This window comes from Leuconostoc holzapfelii (assembly GCF_012396485.1).
Taxonomy (GTDB): domain Bacteria; phylum Bacillota; class Bacilli; order Lactobacillales; family Lactobacillaceae; genus Leuconostoc; species Leuconostoc holzapfelii.
The window spans coordinates 69,660-87,538 of the sequence record NZ_JAAXPO010000002.1; the positions used below are offsets into that span (position 1 = coordinate 69,660).

Consider the following 17,879-nt stretch of genomic DNA (forward strand, 5'->3'; position numbering starts at 1 on the left):
CAGTATCACCATTATTCAATATGCACATGAATAATTTATGGTAGGGGACACTGCCTCCTTTTTCTTGTTACCTTCATTATAATTGGTATAGACCGATTATGCAAATCTCACTAAAAAAAGACGCTGCCGCGTCATGTGTCACTATATCTGGTGCGCAATAATATTTTTAGCATAGTTGTGAGCAATTTTTGAGGCGGCAGCAGCAGCCAATGCCCCGACAATATCATCAGCAAAGGTTGTGACAGCAGCAGTTGTTTTCCCAATGCGATCTAATTCCCCAACCAAACCAACCTTGGTCTTATCAATGTAACCATAGTTTGTGACACCAATGGTGTCATATGACATCGCAATTGCTGTACCAAGTGTTTCATCCACACCAAAAAGTGAATCATCCCCTTCTACCAAATCCTGTAAAGGTGATTCAAGTAAATGGGCTTCGGCCAAACGATCAAGCTCTAATGCGACCCAAATTTGGTGTTGAACCACACGTTTATGCAAAATACTCACCACCGCTTCTTCAACTTGGGCTAACGTGAGGTCAGGTTGATACCGGTGTTGGCTATCAAAACCAATTAACGCAATATCATGAATGGAAATGTGATGCTGCTTAAGTTTTTCAACAGTATTCTCGTAAGTTGCGTATGCCATGGTGTTTCTCCCTTTAATATGTCCTTAGTATAAACAATAAATCAGAATTTGACAAAGCCTATTTTAGGCTTGCAAAACCGAGTTGAACTCTGTAAAATAGATAGAGTAATTGCCCCTTGGCCAAGCGGTAAGGCGGTGGCTTCTGGTGCCACTATGCGTTGGTTCGAATCCAACAGGGGCAATGCCTAGCAGTCTTCGGACTGCTTTTTTTATGACCTGAAAAACATAAAAAAGCCATCGTCTGAGACGATGGCTTTTAATAAAATGTTGCAAATTCTGATCCTAATGATGGATAAGCATATAAGTTAGCTTGCGTTTCTGCTAACGTCCGTCGCTCATTAATGGCTGTGACAAAATAATTAATGACTTCTTCTGCCTCAGCGGCAATAACGCTTGCGCCAACGATATATCCGTCATCATCAAGAACTGTCCGTACCCGTGCCGTATCATTATAGCGATAAAAAGGCATGACTTGACTCATATCCACATCCGTTACCCGATACCCCTTTGTCTGTCCTGCCTCAACAGATAACCCGACTTGCGCAATATGTTGGGTGCCAAACACCACCCCTGGAATAGCCGGATAAGTGATGGCGGCAGTGGTCAATCCAGTAATGACTTGTGCCACGTAACGCCCTTCATGGTTCCCAGTTGGCACTAATTTGGCCACCGGTGAACCACCGACATCCCCAATCGCATAAATATGTGGGTTTGACGTGCGCAAATGGTCATCAACCGGAATTTCCGTTGTCTCCCAGACCACCCCCGCATTTTCCAGCTGTAGTTGATCCGCATTGGCCACGCGACCAGCCGTCGCAAACACCCGTTCCGTTTCAAATTGCGTCCCATCAGTCAAGGTCACCGTTAATCGTCCTGATGGCGTCTGCATGATTTGTTGGACAGTGGCATTAAAATACCAGTCAATACCTGTTTCTTGCATGTCGGTGATGAGCTGACGGACTAAGGTTTGATCAAATGACCGTAGCGCTGTCGGCCCTGCAGTGACTATACGTGTGTGGGCGCCGGCAGCTTGGGTAATATTGGCAAATTCCATTCCGATATACCCAGCACCGATAAACGTCACGTCTTCTGGCATGACGGGCAAATTCAAAAATGCTTCAGAATCTTCGGCCAATTCGGCACCTGGAAACGTCAACGTTTTGGGCCGTTGCCCTGTGGCAATCACCCAATCTCGCGCCTTAATCTGATCCCCTGTTTCACCCACCGAAACGGTATCGGCGTTCACAAATGCCGCCCGACCACAGAAACGGGTAATCCCGGCCTCATCCAACCCGCGAATTTTCCGGGGTTCAACCGCATCGACATAACGTTGCTTGTGCGCCATCAATGCAGACCAATCAATGGTTAACAGACCACGTAGCCCAAGATTTTGGAGGGCGGATTGTCGATGAATACCTTCAACAGCTGCCAATAAAATCTTTTTCGGGTCACAGCCATAATTAGGGCACGTCCCACCCCAGAGATAATCTTCAAAAATCGCGACTTGCTTGCCTAATGCTTGCGCGGCATAAGCCGCAGCCAAGCCAGCAGGGCCTGCACCAATTACACCAAGATCAAATTCATATTTTGTCATGATTCACCTCACTAAAACATATTATACCAGCATTTTTTCATCTCTATCGGGCCTGCTTTCATGAAAATATTTGCATAAACCCGTGACATATGTTAAATTTAACGTGTAGTTTAATATTTAACAATCTGGGGTGCCTTTTGGCTGAGAAACACCCATTGAACCTGATCTGGTTAGTACCAGCGAAGGGAGCATTGCGCTTTAGTGTGTCTTGAGCAAACGCATGGTTCATAAAAAGCCAGGCGTTTTTTTATTTGTCCAAAATATCAACGCCAAGACACCAGTTAACTGCACGCTGCCAGACATAAGATACAAACTACAAAAAATTTTATGGAGGCATATTCCTATGCAAACTGTTTCAGATTCAAAGCGTCGCCATTGGGCGCTCCGCGATGTCCTATTACTCGCCTTTGTGGCTGTGTTTATTGGGTTTATCTTCTGGGTGCTTGGCCCTGTTTATAACGTGTTGGCCGCTGCTTTGACACCCATGGGCTTGGCACCATTTGCCAATGACTTGTTGCTTGGTGGCTGGATGATGGCTGCTCCTTTGGCCAGTATTTTAATTCGTCAAGCCGGCGCCGGCTTGCTCGGCGAACTCTTTGCCGCAGCTGTTGAAATGTTGTTGGGTGGCCAATGGGGCGTGGCAACCTTGCTTTCTGGCCTTGTCCAAGGTATTGCCAGCGAAGCTGGTTTCGCCGTTTTGGCCTATAAAGATTGGCACTGGCGTGGTATTTTCTCATCAGCTGTGACTGGTGCTGTGATTACCTTCATCTGGTCACTATTCCGTGATGGTTATGCCTCATACCACATCGGCCTTTTGGTCGCCTTGTTCTTGACACGCTTCGTGTCACTACTCTTCTTTGGTGGTGTCCTAGTGGTTGCCATCCAAAAGTTGATCGAAAAAGCTGGTGTATTGCGTCGTGACTGAACTCGTTGTCCAACAAGTTAATTTTGCCTACAACGATGCCACAGTCCTCCGTGATGTCTCTTTGACAATGCAACCAGGCAGCTTGAACTTACTTGTCGGCCCAAGTGGAAGTGGTAAATCCACCCTGCTAAAACTTTTGGCTGGTCTTTATCCAACCTTTAGCGGGGGTAAACTCACCGGCCAATTGACATTAGATGGCTACGAGATTCATGATATTGTGCCGTTTCAACGGGTGGCCCACATTGGTTATTTGTTCCAAAATCCCACCCGGCAATTCGTGATGAAAACACCTTTTGAAGAACTGCGTTTCAGCTTGGAAAATCTCCAAGTCGCCCCTGAAGACATGACGTCACGTATCGAAGATGCCCTCACACGCGTGGGTATGCGTGACTTCATGTGGCATGATTTGATGACCCTTTCTGGTGGCGAGAAGCAAAAAGTCGCTTTAGCCGCAGTCCTCGCAGCAGACAGCCATTACTTACTCCTTGATGAGCCGTTTGCTAACGTGGATCCCACGTCACGATTACAATTAATTCAGTTAATTAAAGCCTATCAACAATCTGGTAAGACGATTTTAATTGCTGATCATGACTGGAGTGGCTACACCGACGTGATTGATGATGTCTTTGTGATGGCTGATGGGGGATTGCACACCGCATCAACTGCCGAAAAGACAACGATTCTATCGCAATTACCCACCCAACCCGCAGTTCACACCACACAACCTGACGCAGTGATTGGCGACGTTGTTTTGGACCAGGTGACGCTCACCAATGGTGACCGCCCCCTACTGTCTAAAACATCACTAACTATCCCGAATGCAAAACGGACACTAATTACTGGGCCAAATGGTGTGGGCAAATCAACTCTTTTTTCTGCCTTAGTGAAGCTGTATCCATACGGTGGTCAAATTCTGTATCAGAATCAATCATTAACCAAACGGCGTATCGCACAACATGTCCGCGACGTTGCCTTGGTCTTCCAAAACGCGGAACAACAATTTGTCGCCATGACCATGGCTGAAGAATTAGCCCAAGCGCAACAAATGAGCCGCTTTCCAGAACTTTGGACGTCAGCGGTACTCGATGACGTGTTGACCCGATTAAATCTCGCCCATGTGCGCGACCATATCGTTTACCAACTTTCTGGTGGCCAACAAAAAAAGCTCCAAGTTTTGCTGATGCTGATGACTGGCACGCCAGTCTTGTTGTTTGATGAACCCTTGGCTGGCTTGGATAGTGTGTCACAAGCACATCTCTTAGCCATCATTGCGGAAATTACGACCCAGCAGGCTCAAACCGTGGTGATGATTAGTCATCAATTGCACGCGGTGACTGATTGGTTTGATTACCATCTTCAGTTTGAAGATCAAGCATTAACTTTTCGAGGTGACGCATCATGAACCCACTGATGAAATTTGGCGTGATTATGATTATTGCCTTAGAATTAACCTTCATTAAAAGTGTCACCATTAATCTGATTGTCATTGCCGTGAGCGCCGTCTTATATCTCATCTTACATTTGCGGTGGCGACAATGGCTCTGGCTATGCTTGTTACCAGTCTTGCCAGGATTGGGATCATGGTTTTCGTTGATGTACTTTGGGACGGGTGATCATGTTCATATGGCGTGGGTCATGCTGTCGCGTGTGTATGCCTACCTCTGGCTTGGTGGCTTATTTACCCTAAAGCTCAATGACGAACGCGATATTTTCCTAGCGACACTTGAGCAACGGGCGCATTTAAGCCCCACCTTTGTTTATGCCTTGGTTGGCGTTTTGAACTTTATGCCAGCGGTAAATCAACAAATTAAAACCATTCGTGTGGCTGCCCAGATGCGTGGCATGACACTACACATTTGGGAACCACAGTTGTATTTTAAAGCCATCTTGTCTGCCATTCGTTGGTCACAGAGCTTGGCTGAGGGGATGGTCAGTCACGGCTTCACCGAGGGTGCCCAACGCACCCATCTTGAAGCTGTGACAATTAAGCGACTCGACTGGGTCATTGCCATTATTGCCCTAATTGCTTTCCAATTGTTATTGCTACCCCATTGGTACTAAGGAGACCGTTATGACTTTTTCACAAGCACTCTTAGAGCGCGCACAACCCATGATGGATGCCATTATGGCAAACCCGTTCGTTAAAGCTATCGCGGCTGGTCAAGTACCCGACGAAGTTTTGAACTATTATGTGGAACAAGATGAACATTATTTGAAAGATTATTTGCAAGTAACCGCCTTGACGATTACCAAGACCGATAATGTCGATGATATTAATAATCTCTTGGCTACGGCACAATTTGTTCAAAATGAATCGCGTGCCCATCAAGTCATGCTTGAAATCACGGGACACCCCATTGAAAATTGGCGGCGTGAACCAGAAACCAAGCGTTATACTGATCATATGTATGCATCAGCTTATCACGGCACATACGCTGACGCCATTGCAGCGCTCCTACCTTGTGCTTGGAGCTATGCCGTGCTTGGTGAACAACTAGTTGACCAAGGGGCTAACAATGCCGATAATCCACTGAAAGAATGGATTGAGTTGTATGCACCCCAGACAAATCCAGATACGCCAGATTACAATGTCTGGCGATTTGAAGCCTTGGATCGCGCGGTGGCCTCACTTAACCCAACACAGCTTGAACACGTTGCCCAAACATTCCTCTTCAGCCTTGAAATGGAATGGCGCTTCTGGGAAGCGGCTTGGCAACAAGAACATTGGCAATTCGAATTCTAATCAAAAAGCAGATCAATTGATCTGCTTTTTATTTTTGTTTCGTTTGTTGTAATTGGGTCGCTAATAACAAACCCAGGATCGGTACAATGATAAACCACGCTGAAGTGCGAACGAGCGCCTGTCCAAAAGACAAGGTGAGATTGTAATGACTCAAACAAAGTGTCGCAACGACAACACTACCGGCACCGATCACTTGTCGCATCGTCGTAATTAATGCCGTGCCGTGACTCACTAATGGCTTGGGGAGCACATTATTGGCAGCCGTAATGGCTGGCATCATGACAAAAGCATTCCCACCTTCCAAAAACATGGCCGAAACCAGGCCAACCAGCCAACTTCGCAAACCAAAAAGCGCTAAGAGTACGTAGCCCACAATCATCATTGTCATGCCGATATAGACGAGTTTTCTCAAACCAATTTGATTTAAGAGTTCGCCGGCTTTGGGGTTTAGTTGGCTTAAAAACACAGCCGCTGGCACCAATAATAAGCCAGACCACATCGGCGATAAATGAAACACTTTTTGATAAAAGAGCGGCATGATCACTGTGGCAATAATCAAGCCTGAATAAGCAATGCCGGTTAACAATAACCCCGGCAAATACCCTCGGTAACGCAAGACGGATAAGTCTAAAAATGGCTCTGGCAGGCGCTGTTGCCGAATGACAAACCCTACCAGCAAGAGCAGGCTCACACCAGTTATCAGCCACCAAGTGGTGTCAAAATGGCTTTGCGCAAGACTTGATAAGGCATACAATAACCCGCCAAAACCTAGCAAGCTCACCGCAGATAGCCAGTCAAACCGCGTAGGTTGCAGGTGATGTGTGTTTTGAATCCAGCGCTGGCCCAAGAGCAAGAGACCCGCTAAAATAACAAAAAACAAACCAAACAGCGCACGCCACGACACCCACTGCAAGACCACGCCTGAAATAATTGGGCCAACCGCCAGAGCTGAACCCATCACTAAGCCCACAACCCCCATTGTTGCACCGCGGTTTTCTACCGGTGTGTTTTCTAAGATAACACTTTGGAAGGTTGGAAACAGTGCCCCAACAGCTAGCCCTTCCAGTAAACGCCCCAATATCACCCCAGTAAAATGCGTGGCAAACATCGCCACGGCTGTTCCAATCAAAAATACGACGACAATGCCATTTAATAAACGGCGCAAACTGATATTATTCAATAACCATGGACTAACTGGCATGACGAGGGTCATTGCAACCATGAAACCAGTCGTCAACCACTGCACAGTATCAGCCGCTACCTGAAAATGTGCCATCAAAATAGGATACGCCGTCGTCATAGTCGATTGACTAATTGACATCGTGAAGGCCATGGCCAGTAACAATAGCGAAAAAGGGGTTAATTGTCGGATATTTTTGAGCATGTCGTGCCGCCTTTCATTTACTCATAGTTTACCGAACATTGGTGCGTAATTCAAATTTAATTAGAATCATTCTTGTTTAATTAACACGATATAAAAAGCGTGGGCGAATGCTCACGCTTTTTTCGGCTTTGGCTTTAATTTAAAGCCATAAAATGTGCTACCTTTATAAGTTTGCTTGGCTAATTTACCGGTTGCCGTATACGGTTTGCCGCGCTTAGACTTGGCTTCAAAACTAATTTCCGCCCCGTTCAATAATTTGGTCAGTTCGTCATCTGTAAAGACATGGCCACTCCATTCTTTGGCAAACGTAATCTCTTCACCTTTAAACGTGGCGGTCATCTTTTCACTCACTTTGCGCTTGGACGTCGGCTTTGGTTGACCGAGCTGCGCGGTTAATTGTTCCGCGTTGGCTAACATGATGGGCATATCATGGGCAACCACTTGGGTCACAGATTCGAGTAACTTTGGCATCGTCATCTCAAATTGGCCCACTTGATCCATCATTTCAAATAACCGTTTGGTGATTTTGGGTGAGGCAATCCAGGTATCTTTGACCATGACCGCAGACACATTGCCGGTTTCAGTTAAGGTCAGTTTCCCCCGCGTTTCTTTAATCATCGCTTTGGTACCTTTGCTCATGTCCGACAATGTCGAGACGCGGGTCGCACCGGTGCCAACATTGTGCTTCTCCAAAAAGGCCATAATCCATTTTGTCGTTGGCGCTTGCGGCTTCTTGTTCGCCCCTTCGTGCAAATAAGGTTGCGCCATTGGCCCTAACTGGCCATTGGCCACGTCATCTTCAGTCTCATCATCCACTTTTGTGGCGCGTTGGGCATCATAAACCGCTTTAAAATTTAACGCAATCGGCACATTATACGCTGTTTTAAATGCGGGATAATCCGCTAGATTAGCAGTCACATGATCATAGATATAATCTTCGGCCAACATGGCCAAATAGTTTTTGGCAATCACTTCATAAATGGCTGAGGCACTGGGCCCAAATTTGGTCAAACTGGCTAAAGTGGTTGGTACATTTTCCCCTGGCCGGTTCGCCCCGTGGGCACCTTTGGCTTTCACATGGGTTGGCCGTGGTTGCCAATGTGTGAGCAAGCTTGGATCAACTTGGACCACTTGGGCAATTTGATCAATTTTTGGCAGCAATTCATTAAATTGCTCTGGTGTGACCGTCTTGTCTTCCGTTCGTGGATAAGATACCACTTGGGCTTCATACATCTTTTGATACGTGCCCAGCACTTCTTGGGCAGAAAAGCCACGCGGTGCCAAAATGGCGGCTAAGCCAGCCAAATCTAGCAATTTCCCTGGCGCTTGCGTTCGTGTTTGGTGCTTTTCATTTACCACCGCACTCTCATGATACTGGGCCAAATCTTGTTGCGCAGCCGCTTTTGTCACAAAGCGCCAAGGGATCACATCCCCTTCTGGGGTGACCCGACCAAACACGTGGCCGGTGGGATCTTTGAACTTCACCTCAAAATACGGCTTTTTAACATAATTTTTAATCGCTTCCAGTTGGGCATAGATTTGCCAGACAATGACTGACTTTAGTCGCCCTTGCCGTGCCACCACCTTAAAGCCTTGTTTTTTAGCCGCAGTGGTCGCAATGCGGGTCAGTTGCATCGAGGCAAAATCCCACCGGTTACGACTTTCACCTTTGATATAGTCGCCGTCTTGCTGCTTATCGGACACATCGCGAAGCTGGGTCATCGCGGCTTGAATGCCTTTGACCGACTCGTCCATGAAGTTCGCCCGGAGGACTTTGCCACGCCACTTGATCGCGTCTAACGCCTCCCACGCCAACAGTTCGCCTTCCCCAGACGGGTCTGTGTCGGTGGCGATGACAATGGCATCATAACCGTTTTTGGCTTCTTTTTTTAAGTCATCAACTAGCTGTTTTGTCGATTCGATTTTCCCAGTGCGGAAATTGCGTTGCCGAATGTAGGTACGTTCCCATGAAAAGTCAGCCAGATCCCAAGGCAAATGCTTGATGAGCCACGATTTGTAGCGTGGTTTGAGTTCATCAGCGACCATCGCCTCGGGCTCTTTTAGGGTCATCACATGACCACGTAAATTGGTAATTTTATAATTAAATTGGTTAAATGTGCCAGTTTGGCCACCCAATGCTTTGACAAAGTTGGCGGCAGCGGATGGCTTTTCCGTAAGTATCAGGTAATTGGGCATCTCTTTATGTCGCCTTTCGATTCATTACCTTACCATTTTACCAGATTTCGCCACCTAGTCGTCAGCTCGGCGACGAGTCGCAAGCTTTTCATTGATACGACGAGCACGATTTTGGCCTTGCTGGCGGAAGTAAAAGAACACGAGTACATAAATTACGACAAACGTGGGGATACTGTGCCAGGTGATTACCCAGTCATGAAAAGTTAGCCAAATAAAAATAGTGTACGTCAGCAATTCCAAGATGAAATGACCACTCAATTGGCTGATAAACGACAAACGCTCAACATCAAAAATTGTCGTTACCAGCCCCATCACCACACTCATCCCCATCAATAACCAAAATTGTGTCATCGACAGCGTCGCATGATGCACTGTCACTGATAACAGTGAGATAAACGCTCCCACACCTACGCCTACTTGGGCATGTAACAACAAATATTTAAACTGCGTCATTGTCTGTTCCCCCTTCCAATCGATTCAAAATATTTTTAATATAACGCCTCGAAACCGTCACGCGTTGACCGTTTGTTAAATACCCATAATAATTCCCAGAAAAAGCCACTGCCATCCGATCCAACGCGTCTATATTAATGGCCATTGACTTAGATATTTGGACAAATAAATGTGCTGTATCATCCGCTAAAAATTGCTTGAGCGTTTTTCGGGTAATGAGCTGTTGCTGGTGTAAACTGATGGTGAGTTCATTACCTAAACTTTCAACCCATAAAACATCTGCAAGTGCGACAACTTGGAGTTGATCAGCTGTTTTAATCACCATTTTTCTAGCCTCAACTGGATTGGTGTCTAATTTTGCCGCGACAGCTGTCAACTGCGTTAGATCTGGCCCGGATATCACCGCCAGAATATCTGATAATGTGTTGTCGACAGTGAGTTTAATTTCCATGCCTTTTTCCTCGTTCACGTCATGAATTGAATACACCCCATTTTACCAAATCATCCTCATACAGGTCGCTTTTTGAGCCGACGATAACGCTTAGCCAAACAATACAAGGCAAAAGTAATCAGGATAAAGACACCCATTTGCAAGAGTTCGTCTTGAAAACCAGCGAGTTGCTGCCCTTGCCACTGTGCCCGCAACGTCTCACGAAAGATTTTAAAGGGAATCCAGCGGCTCAATTGTGTGACACCTGCTGGCACTTGTGAAACGCCCATGCTGCCAGTGGTAAACGCAATACCAAAATAGCATAACATGGCAATCCCTTGAATCATGTTAAACCCTTCAAACACCTGCGCAATGGCGAAAGCGAGCAAATAAAGGCCGCCAGCCAAACAAATCATACTCAGATAAATCATTACCAAAGCCAACAAACTTAGTTTTGGCAGCGGCAGCATCTGACTTAACACCACCCAATATAACGTCGTCATACTTAACACCAACAGCAGCACCGCGATAAACTTCGCTAGTAGTTGTCGGGTCAGCGTGTAGCCAAAAAGTACCAATCGATTTGTAATACCGCTTGTCATATCACGGGCAAAACTAATGGTAAAAGGCAAAATTACCAACCCTAGTGGTACCATTGGTAGCAACGTGACAAATACCCCTTTAGCGGTTGCTTGGTCAAGCGCGGCATGACCAGTAGCATGGTAGTTACTCAAAACGAGCACCAAGGGTAAGATCCCCCCAACAATCATCGCAATGGGATAACCCAACGTATTTTTTAATTCAAATCTGATATAAGCCCACATGATTAGCCCGCCTTTACTGTTTGGTGTAACGCCAGCACGTTGAGATAGATTAAGGTCAGGTTCAAGCGTGTCGCTGTAAACGCCACGCCAGCCTGATTCAATAATGCAATGACTGCTTGTTGCGTGGTTGGACTATCACACCCAATAGCGGTTGTTCCAGACTCACCGGCAATTTGGCGTGCACCAACAGGCAATACTAAATCAAGCTCTGGGGCTGCAACAATGACTGCAGCGGCGCCCACATATTCTTGAAAAAGTGCTGTGGTTGGGCCATAGGCCAACATTTTCCCCTGTTCAATAATGAGTAATTGATTGGCCAATGCCTCAAGCTCATCAAAATAGTGGGTAATCATTAAAATTGTCGCAGGTTTCTCCGCATACCAGGCTTTGATTTTGCTCATCAGTTGTTGCCGTGTCTCAAAATCCAAACCCGTACTTAATTCATCAAAACATGTTAGCGCAGCGTCTTGATACAAGACCATCATGATGGTTAAGCGCTGCTGTTGTCCGCCCGAAAGTTGCTGAAATTTACGTTTGAGTAAAGGCGCAAATTCAAAAAAAGCCACCAGCGCCTGTAATTTTTGGTCACGCCGATAGGTTGTCTGTAACAAGCCCTCCAAAATCGTTTGGCAAGTCACGGTATCTGGATAATGGTTTTCTTGTAGGTGAACGGCAATGTCGGTCGGCTTATCAATCTGACCTGTGTAGGCCACTTGGTCGGTTAAAGCCTTAATCAATGTTGATTTACCCGCACCATTGCGTCCGATAATCCCGACAATATCCCCATCAGCGATTTGAATTTTTGATTGTAAATCTAAGGCAACTTGGTCACCATAGCGCACAGTTACTTGGTCTAGCATTAGCATTTTTGTCACTCCTTTAAGCCGTTGATGTGATTAGCATACCAACTTTGCCCACAAAAAAACCGCTTTTGTGATAAGCGGTTCATTTTTTGAGATAAGTGACACCATCAGAAACTAAACTTTTCAAAGTAGACCTGGTCGCCCGACACGCCAATTCGGCGCAATAAGTTTTTGGTCTGACTCATCATATTGTTGGGCCCACTCAGCAAGTAAAAGTAATCATTGGTCACCCCTTTGGCCAAAAAACTTTGTAATTCATCGACGGTGAAACGCCCTTGATGGACGCGATACTGAAAAGTATCTGGATATTGCGCCTTTAAGTCGGCCAAGACTTGGTCATAGACTAGTTCATGAACTGTCTTGGCTGTCCAAATCAAGTTAATTTGTCGGCCTTGTTTGAGATAATCATGACTTAGACTTAACATCGGGGGAATCCCCGAACCACCAGCTAAAAGCACCAGCGGTTGACGGCTTGGGGTCTGGGCCACCATATTTTTGAGCGTCCCATAGGCACCAGCAATGCGAACTCGTGTGTTGACTGGCACATCACGTAACTGTCGTGTCCAATCCCCATCACGTCGAATCATCAGCGAGATGAATTCAGAATCGTTTTCCGCATTTAACAGGCTAAAGGGATGTGGTTCACGCATACCCGCAATGCCCGGAAAGCTAATCAAGACATAATCGCCCGATTGGTAGTGCAAGCGATCGCGTTGTCGTAAACGAATTGTGATTTGCTGCACTGAACGGCTCAATACGTCATTGGCCACGAGCACACCCGAGGCATGCCCACGGAAACTTTGGACTTTATCCCAACCATATAAACCAAAAGCCAAGCCACTGTAGGTATAAAACCACACCATAAAGCTCATATCTTGGCGGATATACGGGATTAAAATCACATGGACGAAAATCAATAATGTGGCCACCACGTTCAACCGGTGCAACCAGACCGAGATTTCATGCTTGAAGACATGCTCAAGCCACTGTTTAACTTGCCGTAACCACCACACCCGATCCGTCAACCAGCCGCTAAGAAAGAATACCGAGTAAACCAGCACCCCAATGAGGATGACCAACGCCGCATCCCCGGTGAGCTTAATCAGCCCATTAGATTGACTCCAGATTTTATGCAAATACGCCACAATGATAATGCCAATCCCAATCATGCCATGAACAAAGTACATTTCCGGTAAGCCAATCAAACGTTCTAACCATTTTGGTCGGGTGGCAATAAATAGTTCAAACAGCATCCAAACATAGGCAATTACCCCAAGGTTAATGGCAAAAAGCGACTGGGCGTAAATTGGACTGAGTCCCATGGCAATGGCTTGAATTAAGGGGAGTGGCAACACAAAAATCGTAATCAACCAAAATAGTCCCAGATAATAGCGGTGTTGTTTTAGCATGATGCCACCTCCTGTCCGGCAAACCAACGCCGTGTGTCGCCATTGGCTGCTACCAGCAGCCCAGTGCCCGGTACCCGTTGGTCAAAGCCAAATGTCTCAAAATCCGCCGCAATCAGACTGGTTGCCCAAATATCCGCAGTCGTCAAATCATCTGTCACCACCGTGGCAGACAGCGCATGACGACCAGTGGTCTGATAAGCGATGTGTTCGCCACGCGCCACCGTCCCAGAGGTCGCTACTGCGCCTGAGTGTAAGGCGAGGTGCGCCAGGACCTGCTCGGGTTGGTTAGGATCTTGAATGCCAATTTCCCACGTCCAATCCGTCACCGACTCACGCGTCAACAATTGCATGTCACCACCACCATTTAGCCCAACCGCCACCAAGCCGGATTCAGTCGCCAATAGCGGGGCTAAAAATCGCGTCACGCATTGGGCTATTCCCCAGCCTTTGACCAGTCCAATCGGATCATAGACGCCCGCATGCCACGCATTAAAGAGCCCTTGTGTGTCTTTTAGTGCCGTTTCGGCCAGCTGCCAAACGGTCCAAAACCCATCCGACGTTGCCGCCAGTGTGAGCTCCCCACGATTAAATCGGGATAATTCAGAGTCTGGTAAAAATGGCGAAAAGGTCTGGTCAAGCCAATCCAAGTAAGTTTGGATTTTTGGCAATACTTCGGCCGTAAGAGCCGCAATTTTAGTCGATATGGTCTGTTCGGGTTGGAACACCAGTTCTAAGGTAAATGGGACGGTAAACTTTTCAAAATGTGTTTTGGCAATCTGATAAGCACCTTGTTGTTGCGTTGTTGTGCGAATTACTGCTGTCATGTGATTACCCCGCTTGTGATAGCGCATTTTTGAGCGAAGCTTGGAAACCATGCCAAGTTTCCGTTGCCCCACTGATATTCGAAAAATGTGCCGATTGCGCACTGACAGCCGCCTTTTCATAGACGGGCAACGCTTGGGCATTAATGGCTGCGGTATGATGGCTATCCGTTGGATATTTGACCGTCTTGACTTGAGTGATTTTTCCGTTGGCAACGGTGATTTGAACTTGAATTGCCCCGTACTGATAACTGGCGTCTGTCCCCAAATACGTCCCGTCTTTATAGGCTGTTGTCTTTGCTACGGTATGTGCTGGTGTCGCTGTTGACGCGGTTGCAGCGGTCGTTTTTTGCGGTGTATAGAAGAACAAGAAGAAAACATCTAACACCATGGCGAGTAATGTGATTGTTGCAATCATTACCGTGATTATTTTTTTCATCAGTCAACCCCATCATGCTTTTTTGCTTACAAAGATCATAGCAGAAAAAGGCTAAATGAAAATGAAGAAACGTCATATTATCCATGTATTTGACAAATGATTTATTGACGTGATAGACTAACGATAACAATTAAATCACGTGTTATATCGAGAGCTAGTGAGTGATTACACACTTTGACCTAGCAGCAACCTACCTTTTGGCAAGGTGCTCCACTGTAATTGGATATACGTCACTTTTAACGTGTTCGTATATCGGGCACGTTTTTTATTTGTTTAATCAGTCCTTTGGACGTTAAACAGGAGAACCACATGACCACACTAACCTTAGACGCAGCGCTTCGCCAGCAAGCCTTGACCCAACTCGGGGTTGCACAAGTCTTGACACTGCCTGATGTCACCCCAACTGATCTCGTGCTGATGGCACAAACCACGCAAGACCCTGCGTTACACGAGCAAATCCAACAAGTAGCTCAGGTACAAGCAGCTGACGCCCTCACCCGTTATCAAACCTTGCAACACGCTAATGGTCTCATCGCTTATCGTGGCCGTCAGCACTTTAAAGCCCAACTTAGCGAACTCCTGCCCCTCCTCCCCGAAACCCAACAGCTCGTTATTCAAAAAATTTGCTATTAATGCAAAAAAATCGTAAAAAAAGCTTGACGACCGCCGTGAAAATTGTTATGATATTATAGTTGTCTGATAGCAATTCAGACATCACTGACCATGGCTCGTTGGTCAAGTGGCTAAGACGCTGCCCTTTCACGGCGGAATCGAGAGTTCGATTCTCTCACGAGCTATATCAAGTCGCAACTTCGGTTGCGGCTTTTTATATTGTTTTAAACATGATAAAAAACGCCAAACCTAATTTTTAAGGTTTGGCGTTTTTTCATTTTTCTCTCTTTGTTTAGCATCAACAAACCTAAAACGATAAACAAAATTGGGCATATCAAAAATGGCAGTGCAAAAGGATGACTCGTCGTCAACCACGTATAACTGAATAACATGATTCCAGTACCAACAATCAGCCACCCGCGATAAGGATAAATCGCCCGCATCGATTTCGTATTCTTTAAGTAAATTGCCTAAAATTGTCGCAGCGGCCATACTTTATCTTAGTCGATCGTTGTCTGATTTAGCGTCATCAATTTTCTTCTCAAATCATCATTAACAGCATAAATATAAAGACCATGTACGCCGCGTGTCAGCAAAACATTGACAACATTTTTTAGAAATGCCTTATTTTCAGTAGTATTATACGTCCCATTTTGTTTTCTAATTTTCGAATGGTCAAACGAATAATCAGCATCAATATCTAACGCATTGGTTGCTTCGTTCCAAATGACTGACGGGCCTAAAATCACACCAACATAATTCAAATCAATCCCTTGAACTGTAAAATCACTACCAACTTCGCTAATACTTTCGGCAATTTCTTGCCACGGTATTTGTTTATTTTGCGCTACTTTAACCTGTGGTAATTCAAGATTCCAAGGGACAACCTCACCACCGAACGTCACAGCCCAATATTGCCCATCTTCTGGTCTTGATCCTTGCGAATATTGCCAGTCGTATGTTGCTACGAGTCTGCTTAATCCAACTGCTGCGTTTTGTTTTTCAATCGCAGTTTTAAAATTTTTCGCACTATCAAAAAATTTAATTTGATATGTCTCATCAGTTGGTGGCATAATCAGCGAATTATTTTCAAAGTGGGCTAAATTTTCAATCCATTGTTGCGATTCTTGGCTGGCTTGTATTCGCCACTGATTTTCCAAGTAAAGTGTTGTGGTATCTGGCCCATTAACTAACCGCCAAAGTGTGTCGTTATCACTAATATTGTTTCTCACCGATGTTGCCTGTTTTGGATCATAAACCAATACCATTGTACGCGCTAATGCATGTAATGCCTGTAAATCCGGTTGCCATTTGGCTTTGTTCACACGTCCGTAATTACCACTCCATAAAAGATGCGCCTCATCTACCAGAAGGACATCAACCTGCTTACCGCGATTAATAAATGTTGGCACATCCATCACAACTGCTTTGCCCATATTTAATTTACGGGCAATTTGTTCGTAAGTGCGCCGTTGTTGTTCATGACGCACTAATAGCACAACTGTGGCGTCATGTTTTGATTTTTTATCTGCATTTAATACCGGATACGGATTTTGCCAAATTTCATAAAATAGTTGCGACATCAGGACAGCCTTCCCAGAACCCGCAAGCCCTTGGATTTTAATAATTTTGTTATCCAAACCATTGACTAAAGTCTCTTCAATCGTCAAACCAATGCGATTTTTTGCCATTTCTTGTTCTGGACTTAATGATTTAAATGGACTATTCGCAAAAAGGGCTGAATTTTTGACAGATTCTAAACTCGATACAACATTTTCTTGCCGTAAACGTTCCCATATTTCAGGAAAAATACCTGACCGATAGGCTTCTCGTTGATAAAAATCATTGGATAAACCATTGTTACGACCATTATAAATTTTGTCAAACTTGTCATCGCCTAACAGGTAGTCCATGAACATTTGCTCAATTTCCAATGTCGCTGATTTATTGAATTTTGAATGCCCTATAATATATAATGACTCGTTTTGCTCGTCGGAAACAGCTTTAATCTCATTTAGCTTATCTACCTGTGCGCCCAGATGTTCAACCGTTCGACGTACAATTGCACTCGCCTCACCGACATAAACTAGCTGCTTAGTCTGCTTGGTATACTCATTTGTTTGTTTCCCTATTCCCAAATAAACTGTTGGATAATTGGTTAATATCGTATTTTGGGCGGTTTTTGCAAAATTTTTAATAGCGTCTTTTGAATAATCAATCGTCTTCATCATTAAATTACCGCTATCAATAAAGCCAAACACAGATAAGATTTCATCTGACTCAAACCCTAGCAGACCAAAATAGTCCGCCAGTAATTCATTTGGAATCGCACGCTTATCTTTCTCCCAATTTTGAACAGCTTGTCGTGTGACATTCAAAAAACGTGCGACATCATCTTGTGTGTAGCCTTTATCTTCTCTTTTTTGCTTAATTAACTCATACAATTTCATAGCCTAATTATCTCAAACCGGTCCAAAACAAAAAGCAACAAATTGTTGCTTTTTGTTTTGCTATTTTATCAAATTGACTGATGGTTAA

At 45.3% G+C, this 17,879-nt stretch carries 18 protein-coding genes, 2 tRNA genes, 1 pseudogene and 1 riboswitch; of the genes and pseudogenes, 7 read left to right on the forward strand and 14 right to left on the reverse strand.

Going from position 1 to position 17,879, the window contains the following annotated elements; genetic code table 11:
• Positions 1-141: 141 nt before the first annotated feature.
• Positions 142-648, reverse strand: a complete 507-nt coding sequence (locus HF966_RS01780) for a phosphatidylglycerophosphatase A family protein (RefSeq protein WP_168675958.1) — start codon at positions 646-648, stop codon at positions 142-144.
• Positions 649-758: 110 nt separating this feature from the next.
• Here HF966_RS01780 and HF966_RS01785 point away from each other — a divergent pair.
• Positions 759-830, forward strand: a tRNA-Gln gene (locus HF966_RS01785).
• Positions 831-904: 74 nt separating this feature from the next.
• On the opposite strand, the gene HF966_RS01790 is transcribed toward HF966_RS01785, so the two are convergent.
• Positions 905-2,242, reverse strand: coding sequence for a dihydrolipoyl dehydrogenase family protein (locus HF966_RS01790; protein WP_168675959.1), 1,338 nt, complete (start codon positions 2,240-2,242; stop codon positions 905-907).
• Between the two features lie 116 nt (positions 2,243-2,358).
• Positions 2,359-2,448: riboswitch (TPP riboswitch) on the forward strand.
• A gap of 137 nt (positions 2,449-2,585) precedes the next feature.
• On the opposite strand from HF966_RS01790, the gene HF966_RS01795 reads away from it, so the two are divergent.
• The 4 genes from HF966_RS01795 to tenA are packed head-to-tail and all read left to right on the forward strand — an operon-like array spanning position 2,586 to position 5,910.
• Positions 2,586-3,167: an ECF transporter S component gene (locus tag HF966_RS01795; protein ID WP_168675960.1), complete on the forward strand. Its 582-nt coding sequence runs from the start codon at positions 2,586-2,588 to the stop codon at positions 3,165-3,167.
• Entirely contained in the window at positions 3,160-4,569 is a 1,410-nt protein-coding gene (locus HF966_RS01800; protein ID WP_168675961.1) for an ABC transporter ATP-binding protein, read from the forward strand. The genes HF966_RS01795 and HF966_RS01800 overlap by 8 nt, the downstream gene beginning before the upstream one ends.
• Positions 4,566-5,228, forward strand: coding sequence for an energy-coupling factor transporter transmembrane component T family protein (locus tag HF966_RS01805; protein WP_168675962.1), 663 nt, complete (start codon positions 4,566-4,568; stop codon positions 5,226-5,228). The genes HF966_RS01800 and HF966_RS01805 overlap by 4 nt, the downstream gene beginning before the upstream one ends.
• Positions 5,229-5,238: 10 nt before the next feature.
• Positions 5,239-5,910 (forward strand): thiaminase II, encoded by a 672-nt coding sequence (gene tenA / locus HF966_RS01810; RefSeq protein WP_168675963.1) that lies wholly within the window; start codon positions 5,239-5,241, stop codon positions 5,908-5,910.
• On the opposite strand, the gene HF966_RS09005 is transcribed toward tenA, so the two are convergent.
• The 10 genes and pseudogenes from HF966_RS09005 to HF966_RS01855 all read right to left on the reverse strand — a co-directional run bounded on the left by HF966_RS09005 (position 5,907) and on the right by HF966_RS01855 (position 14,729).
• Positions 5,907-6,008: a hypothetical protein gene (locus tag HF966_RS09005; protein WP_373306374.1), complete on the reverse strand. Its 102-nt coding sequence runs from the start codon at positions 6,006-6,008 to the stop codon at positions 5,907-5,909. The genes tenA and HF966_RS09005 overlap by 4 nt on opposite strands.
• A 95-nt stretch (positions 6,009-6,103) precedes the next feature.
• Positions 6,104-7,294, reverse strand: a pseudogene (locus HF966_RS01815) (MFS transporter); the annotation flags it as partial.
• Between the two features lie 111 nt (positions 7,295-7,405).
• Positions 7,406-9,490, reverse strand: coding sequence for a DNA topoisomerase (locus HF966_RS01820; RefSeq protein WP_168675965.1), 2,085 nt, complete (start codon positions 9,488-9,490; stop codon positions 7,406-7,408).
• Positions 9,491-9,544: 54 nt separating this feature from the next.
• Entirely contained in the window at positions 9,545-9,943 is a 399-nt protein-coding gene (locus tag HF966_RS01825) for a DUF3021 domain-containing protein (protein WP_168675966.1), read from the reverse strand.
• Complete coding sequence (locus HF966_RS01830; RefSeq protein WP_168675967.1) at positions 9,930-10,394, reverse strand: LytTR family DNA-binding domain-containing protein; 465 nt, start codon at positions 10,392-10,394, stop codon at positions 9,930-9,932. Before HF966_RS01830 ends, HF966_RS01825 begins: the two co-directional genes overlap by 14 nt.
• A 56-nt stretch (positions 10,395-10,450) precedes the next feature.
• Positions 10,451-11,197 (reverse strand): ABC transporter permease, encoded by a 747-nt coding sequence (locus HF966_RS01835; protein WP_168675968.1) that lies wholly within the window; start codon positions 11,195-11,197, stop codon positions 10,451-10,453.
• A gap of 2 nt (positions 11,198-11,199) precedes the next feature.
• Positions 11,200-12,063 carry an ATP-binding cassette domain-containing protein gene (locus tag HF966_RS01840; RefSeq protein WP_168675969.1) on the reverse strand — a complete coding sequence of 288 codons (864 nt, stop codon included), beginning with the start codon at positions 12,061-12,063 and terminating at the stop codon, positions 11,200-11,202.
• A gap of 104 nt (positions 12,064-12,167) precedes the next feature.
• The gene (locus tag HF966_RS01845) at positions 12,168-13,469 is read right to left on the reverse strand and encodes an FAD-binding oxidoreductase (protein ID WP_168675970.1); all 1,302 of its coding nucleotides are present in this window, start codon (positions 13,467-13,469) and stop codon (positions 12,168-12,170) included.
• A complete protein-coding gene (locus tag HF966_RS01850) occupies positions 13,463-14,293 on the reverse strand; it encodes an FAD:protein FMN transferase (RefSeq protein WP_168675971.1) in 831 nt (276 codons plus the stop codon). Before HF966_RS01850 ends, HF966_RS01845 begins: the two co-directional genes overlap by 7 nt.
• Before the next feature lie 4 nt (positions 14,294-14,297).
• A complete protein-coding gene (locus tag HF966_RS01855) occupies positions 14,298-14,729 on the reverse strand; it encodes an FMN-binding protein (RefSeq protein ID WP_168675972.1) in 432 nt (143 codons plus the stop codon).
• A gap of 309 nt (positions 14,730-15,038) precedes the next feature.
• Between HF966_RS01855 and HF966_RS01860 the strand changes: the two genes are divergently transcribed.
• Positions 15,039-15,362, forward strand: coding sequence for a hypothetical protein (locus tag HF966_RS01860; protein WP_168675973.1), 324 nt, complete (start codon positions 15,039-15,041; stop codon positions 15,360-15,362).
• 92 nt (positions 15,363-15,454) lie between these two features.
• Positions 15,455-15,526, forward strand: a tRNA-Glu gene (locus HF966_RS01865).
• A gap of 64 nt (positions 15,527-15,590) precedes the next feature.
• On the opposite strand, the gene HF966_RS01870 is transcribed toward HF966_RS01865, so the two are convergent.
• Together HF966_RS01870 and HF966_RS01875 are read right to left on the reverse strand one after the other, a co-directional pair.
• Positions 15,591-15,833 carry a hypothetical protein gene (locus HF966_RS01870; RefSeq protein ID WP_168675974.1) on the reverse strand — a complete coding sequence of 81 codons (243 nt, stop codon included), beginning with the start codon at positions 15,831-15,833 and terminating at the stop codon, positions 15,591-15,593.
• A gap of 8 nt (positions 15,834-15,841) precedes the next feature.
• A complete protein-coding gene (locus HF966_RS01875; protein WP_210729342.1) occupies positions 15,842-17,791 on the reverse strand; it encodes a DNA/RNA helicase domain-containing protein in 1,950 nt (649 codons plus the stop codon).
• Positions 17,792-17,879 lie beyond the last annotated feature (88 nt).

Bases quoted from the DNA above. Each gene is read 5' to 3' on its own strand.
- HF966_RS01805 (WP_168675962.1), top strand. From the start codon at position 4,566: ATGAACCCACTGATGAAATTTGGCGTGATTATGATTATTGCCTTAGAA.
- HF966_RS01870 (WP_168675974.1), bottom strand. From the start codon at position 15,833: ATGGCCGCTGCGACAATTTTAGGCAATTTACTTAAAGAATACGAAATC.
- HF966_RS01855 (WP_168675972.1), bottom strand. From the start codon at position 14,729: ATGAAAAAAATAATCACGGTAATGATTGCAACAATCACATTACTCGCC.
- tenA (WP_168675963.1), top strand. From the start codon at position 5,239: ATGACTTTTTCACAAGCACTCTTAGAGCGCGCACAACCCATGATGGAT.
- HF966_RS01830 (WP_168675967.1), bottom strand. From the start codon at position 10,394: ATGGAAATTAAACTCACTGTCGACAACACATTATCAGATATTCTGGCG.
- HF966_RS01820 (WP_168675965.1), bottom strand. From the start codon at position 9,490: ATGCCCAATTACCTGATACTTACGGAAAAGCCATCCGCTGCCGCCAAC.
- HF966_RS01840 (WP_168675969.1), bottom strand. From the start codon at position 12,063: ATGCTAATGCTAGACCAAGTAACTGTGCGCTATGGTGACCAAGTTGCC.
- HF966_RS01790 (WP_168675959.1), bottom strand. From the start codon at position 2,242: ATGACAAAATATGAATTTGATCTTGGTGTAATTGGTGCAGGCCCTGCT.
- HF966_RS01780 (WP_168675958.1), bottom strand. From the start codon at position 648: ATGGCATACGCAACTTACGAGAATACTGTTGAAAAACTTAAGCAGCAT.
- HF966_RS01835 (WP_168675968.1), bottom strand. From the start codon at position 11,197: ATGTGGGCTTATATCAGATTTGAATTAAAAAATACGTTGGGTTATCCC.
- HF966_RS01850 (WP_168675971.1), bottom strand. From the start codon at position 14,293: ATGACAGCAGTAATTCGCACAACAACGCAACAACAAGGTGCTTATCAG.
- HF966_RS01860 (WP_168675973.1), top strand. From the start codon at position 15,039: ATGACCACACTAACCTTAGACGCAGCGCTTCGCCAGCAAGCCTTGACC.
- HF966_RS01875 (WP_210729342.1), bottom strand. From the start codon at position 17,791: ATGAAATTGTATGAGTTAATTAAGCAAAAAAGAGAAGATAAAGGCTAC.
- HF966_RS01825 (WP_168675966.1), bottom strand. From the start codon at position 9,943: ATGACGCAGTTTAAATATTTGTTGTTACATGCCCAAGTAGGCGTAGGT.
- HF966_RS01795 (WP_168675960.1), top strand. From the start codon at position 2,586: ATGCAAACTGTTTCAGATTCAAAGCGTCGCCATTGGGCGCTCCGCGAT.
- HF966_RS01845 (WP_168675970.1), bottom strand. From the start codon at position 13,469: ATGCTAAAACAACACCGCTATTATCTGGGACTATTTTGGTTGATTACG.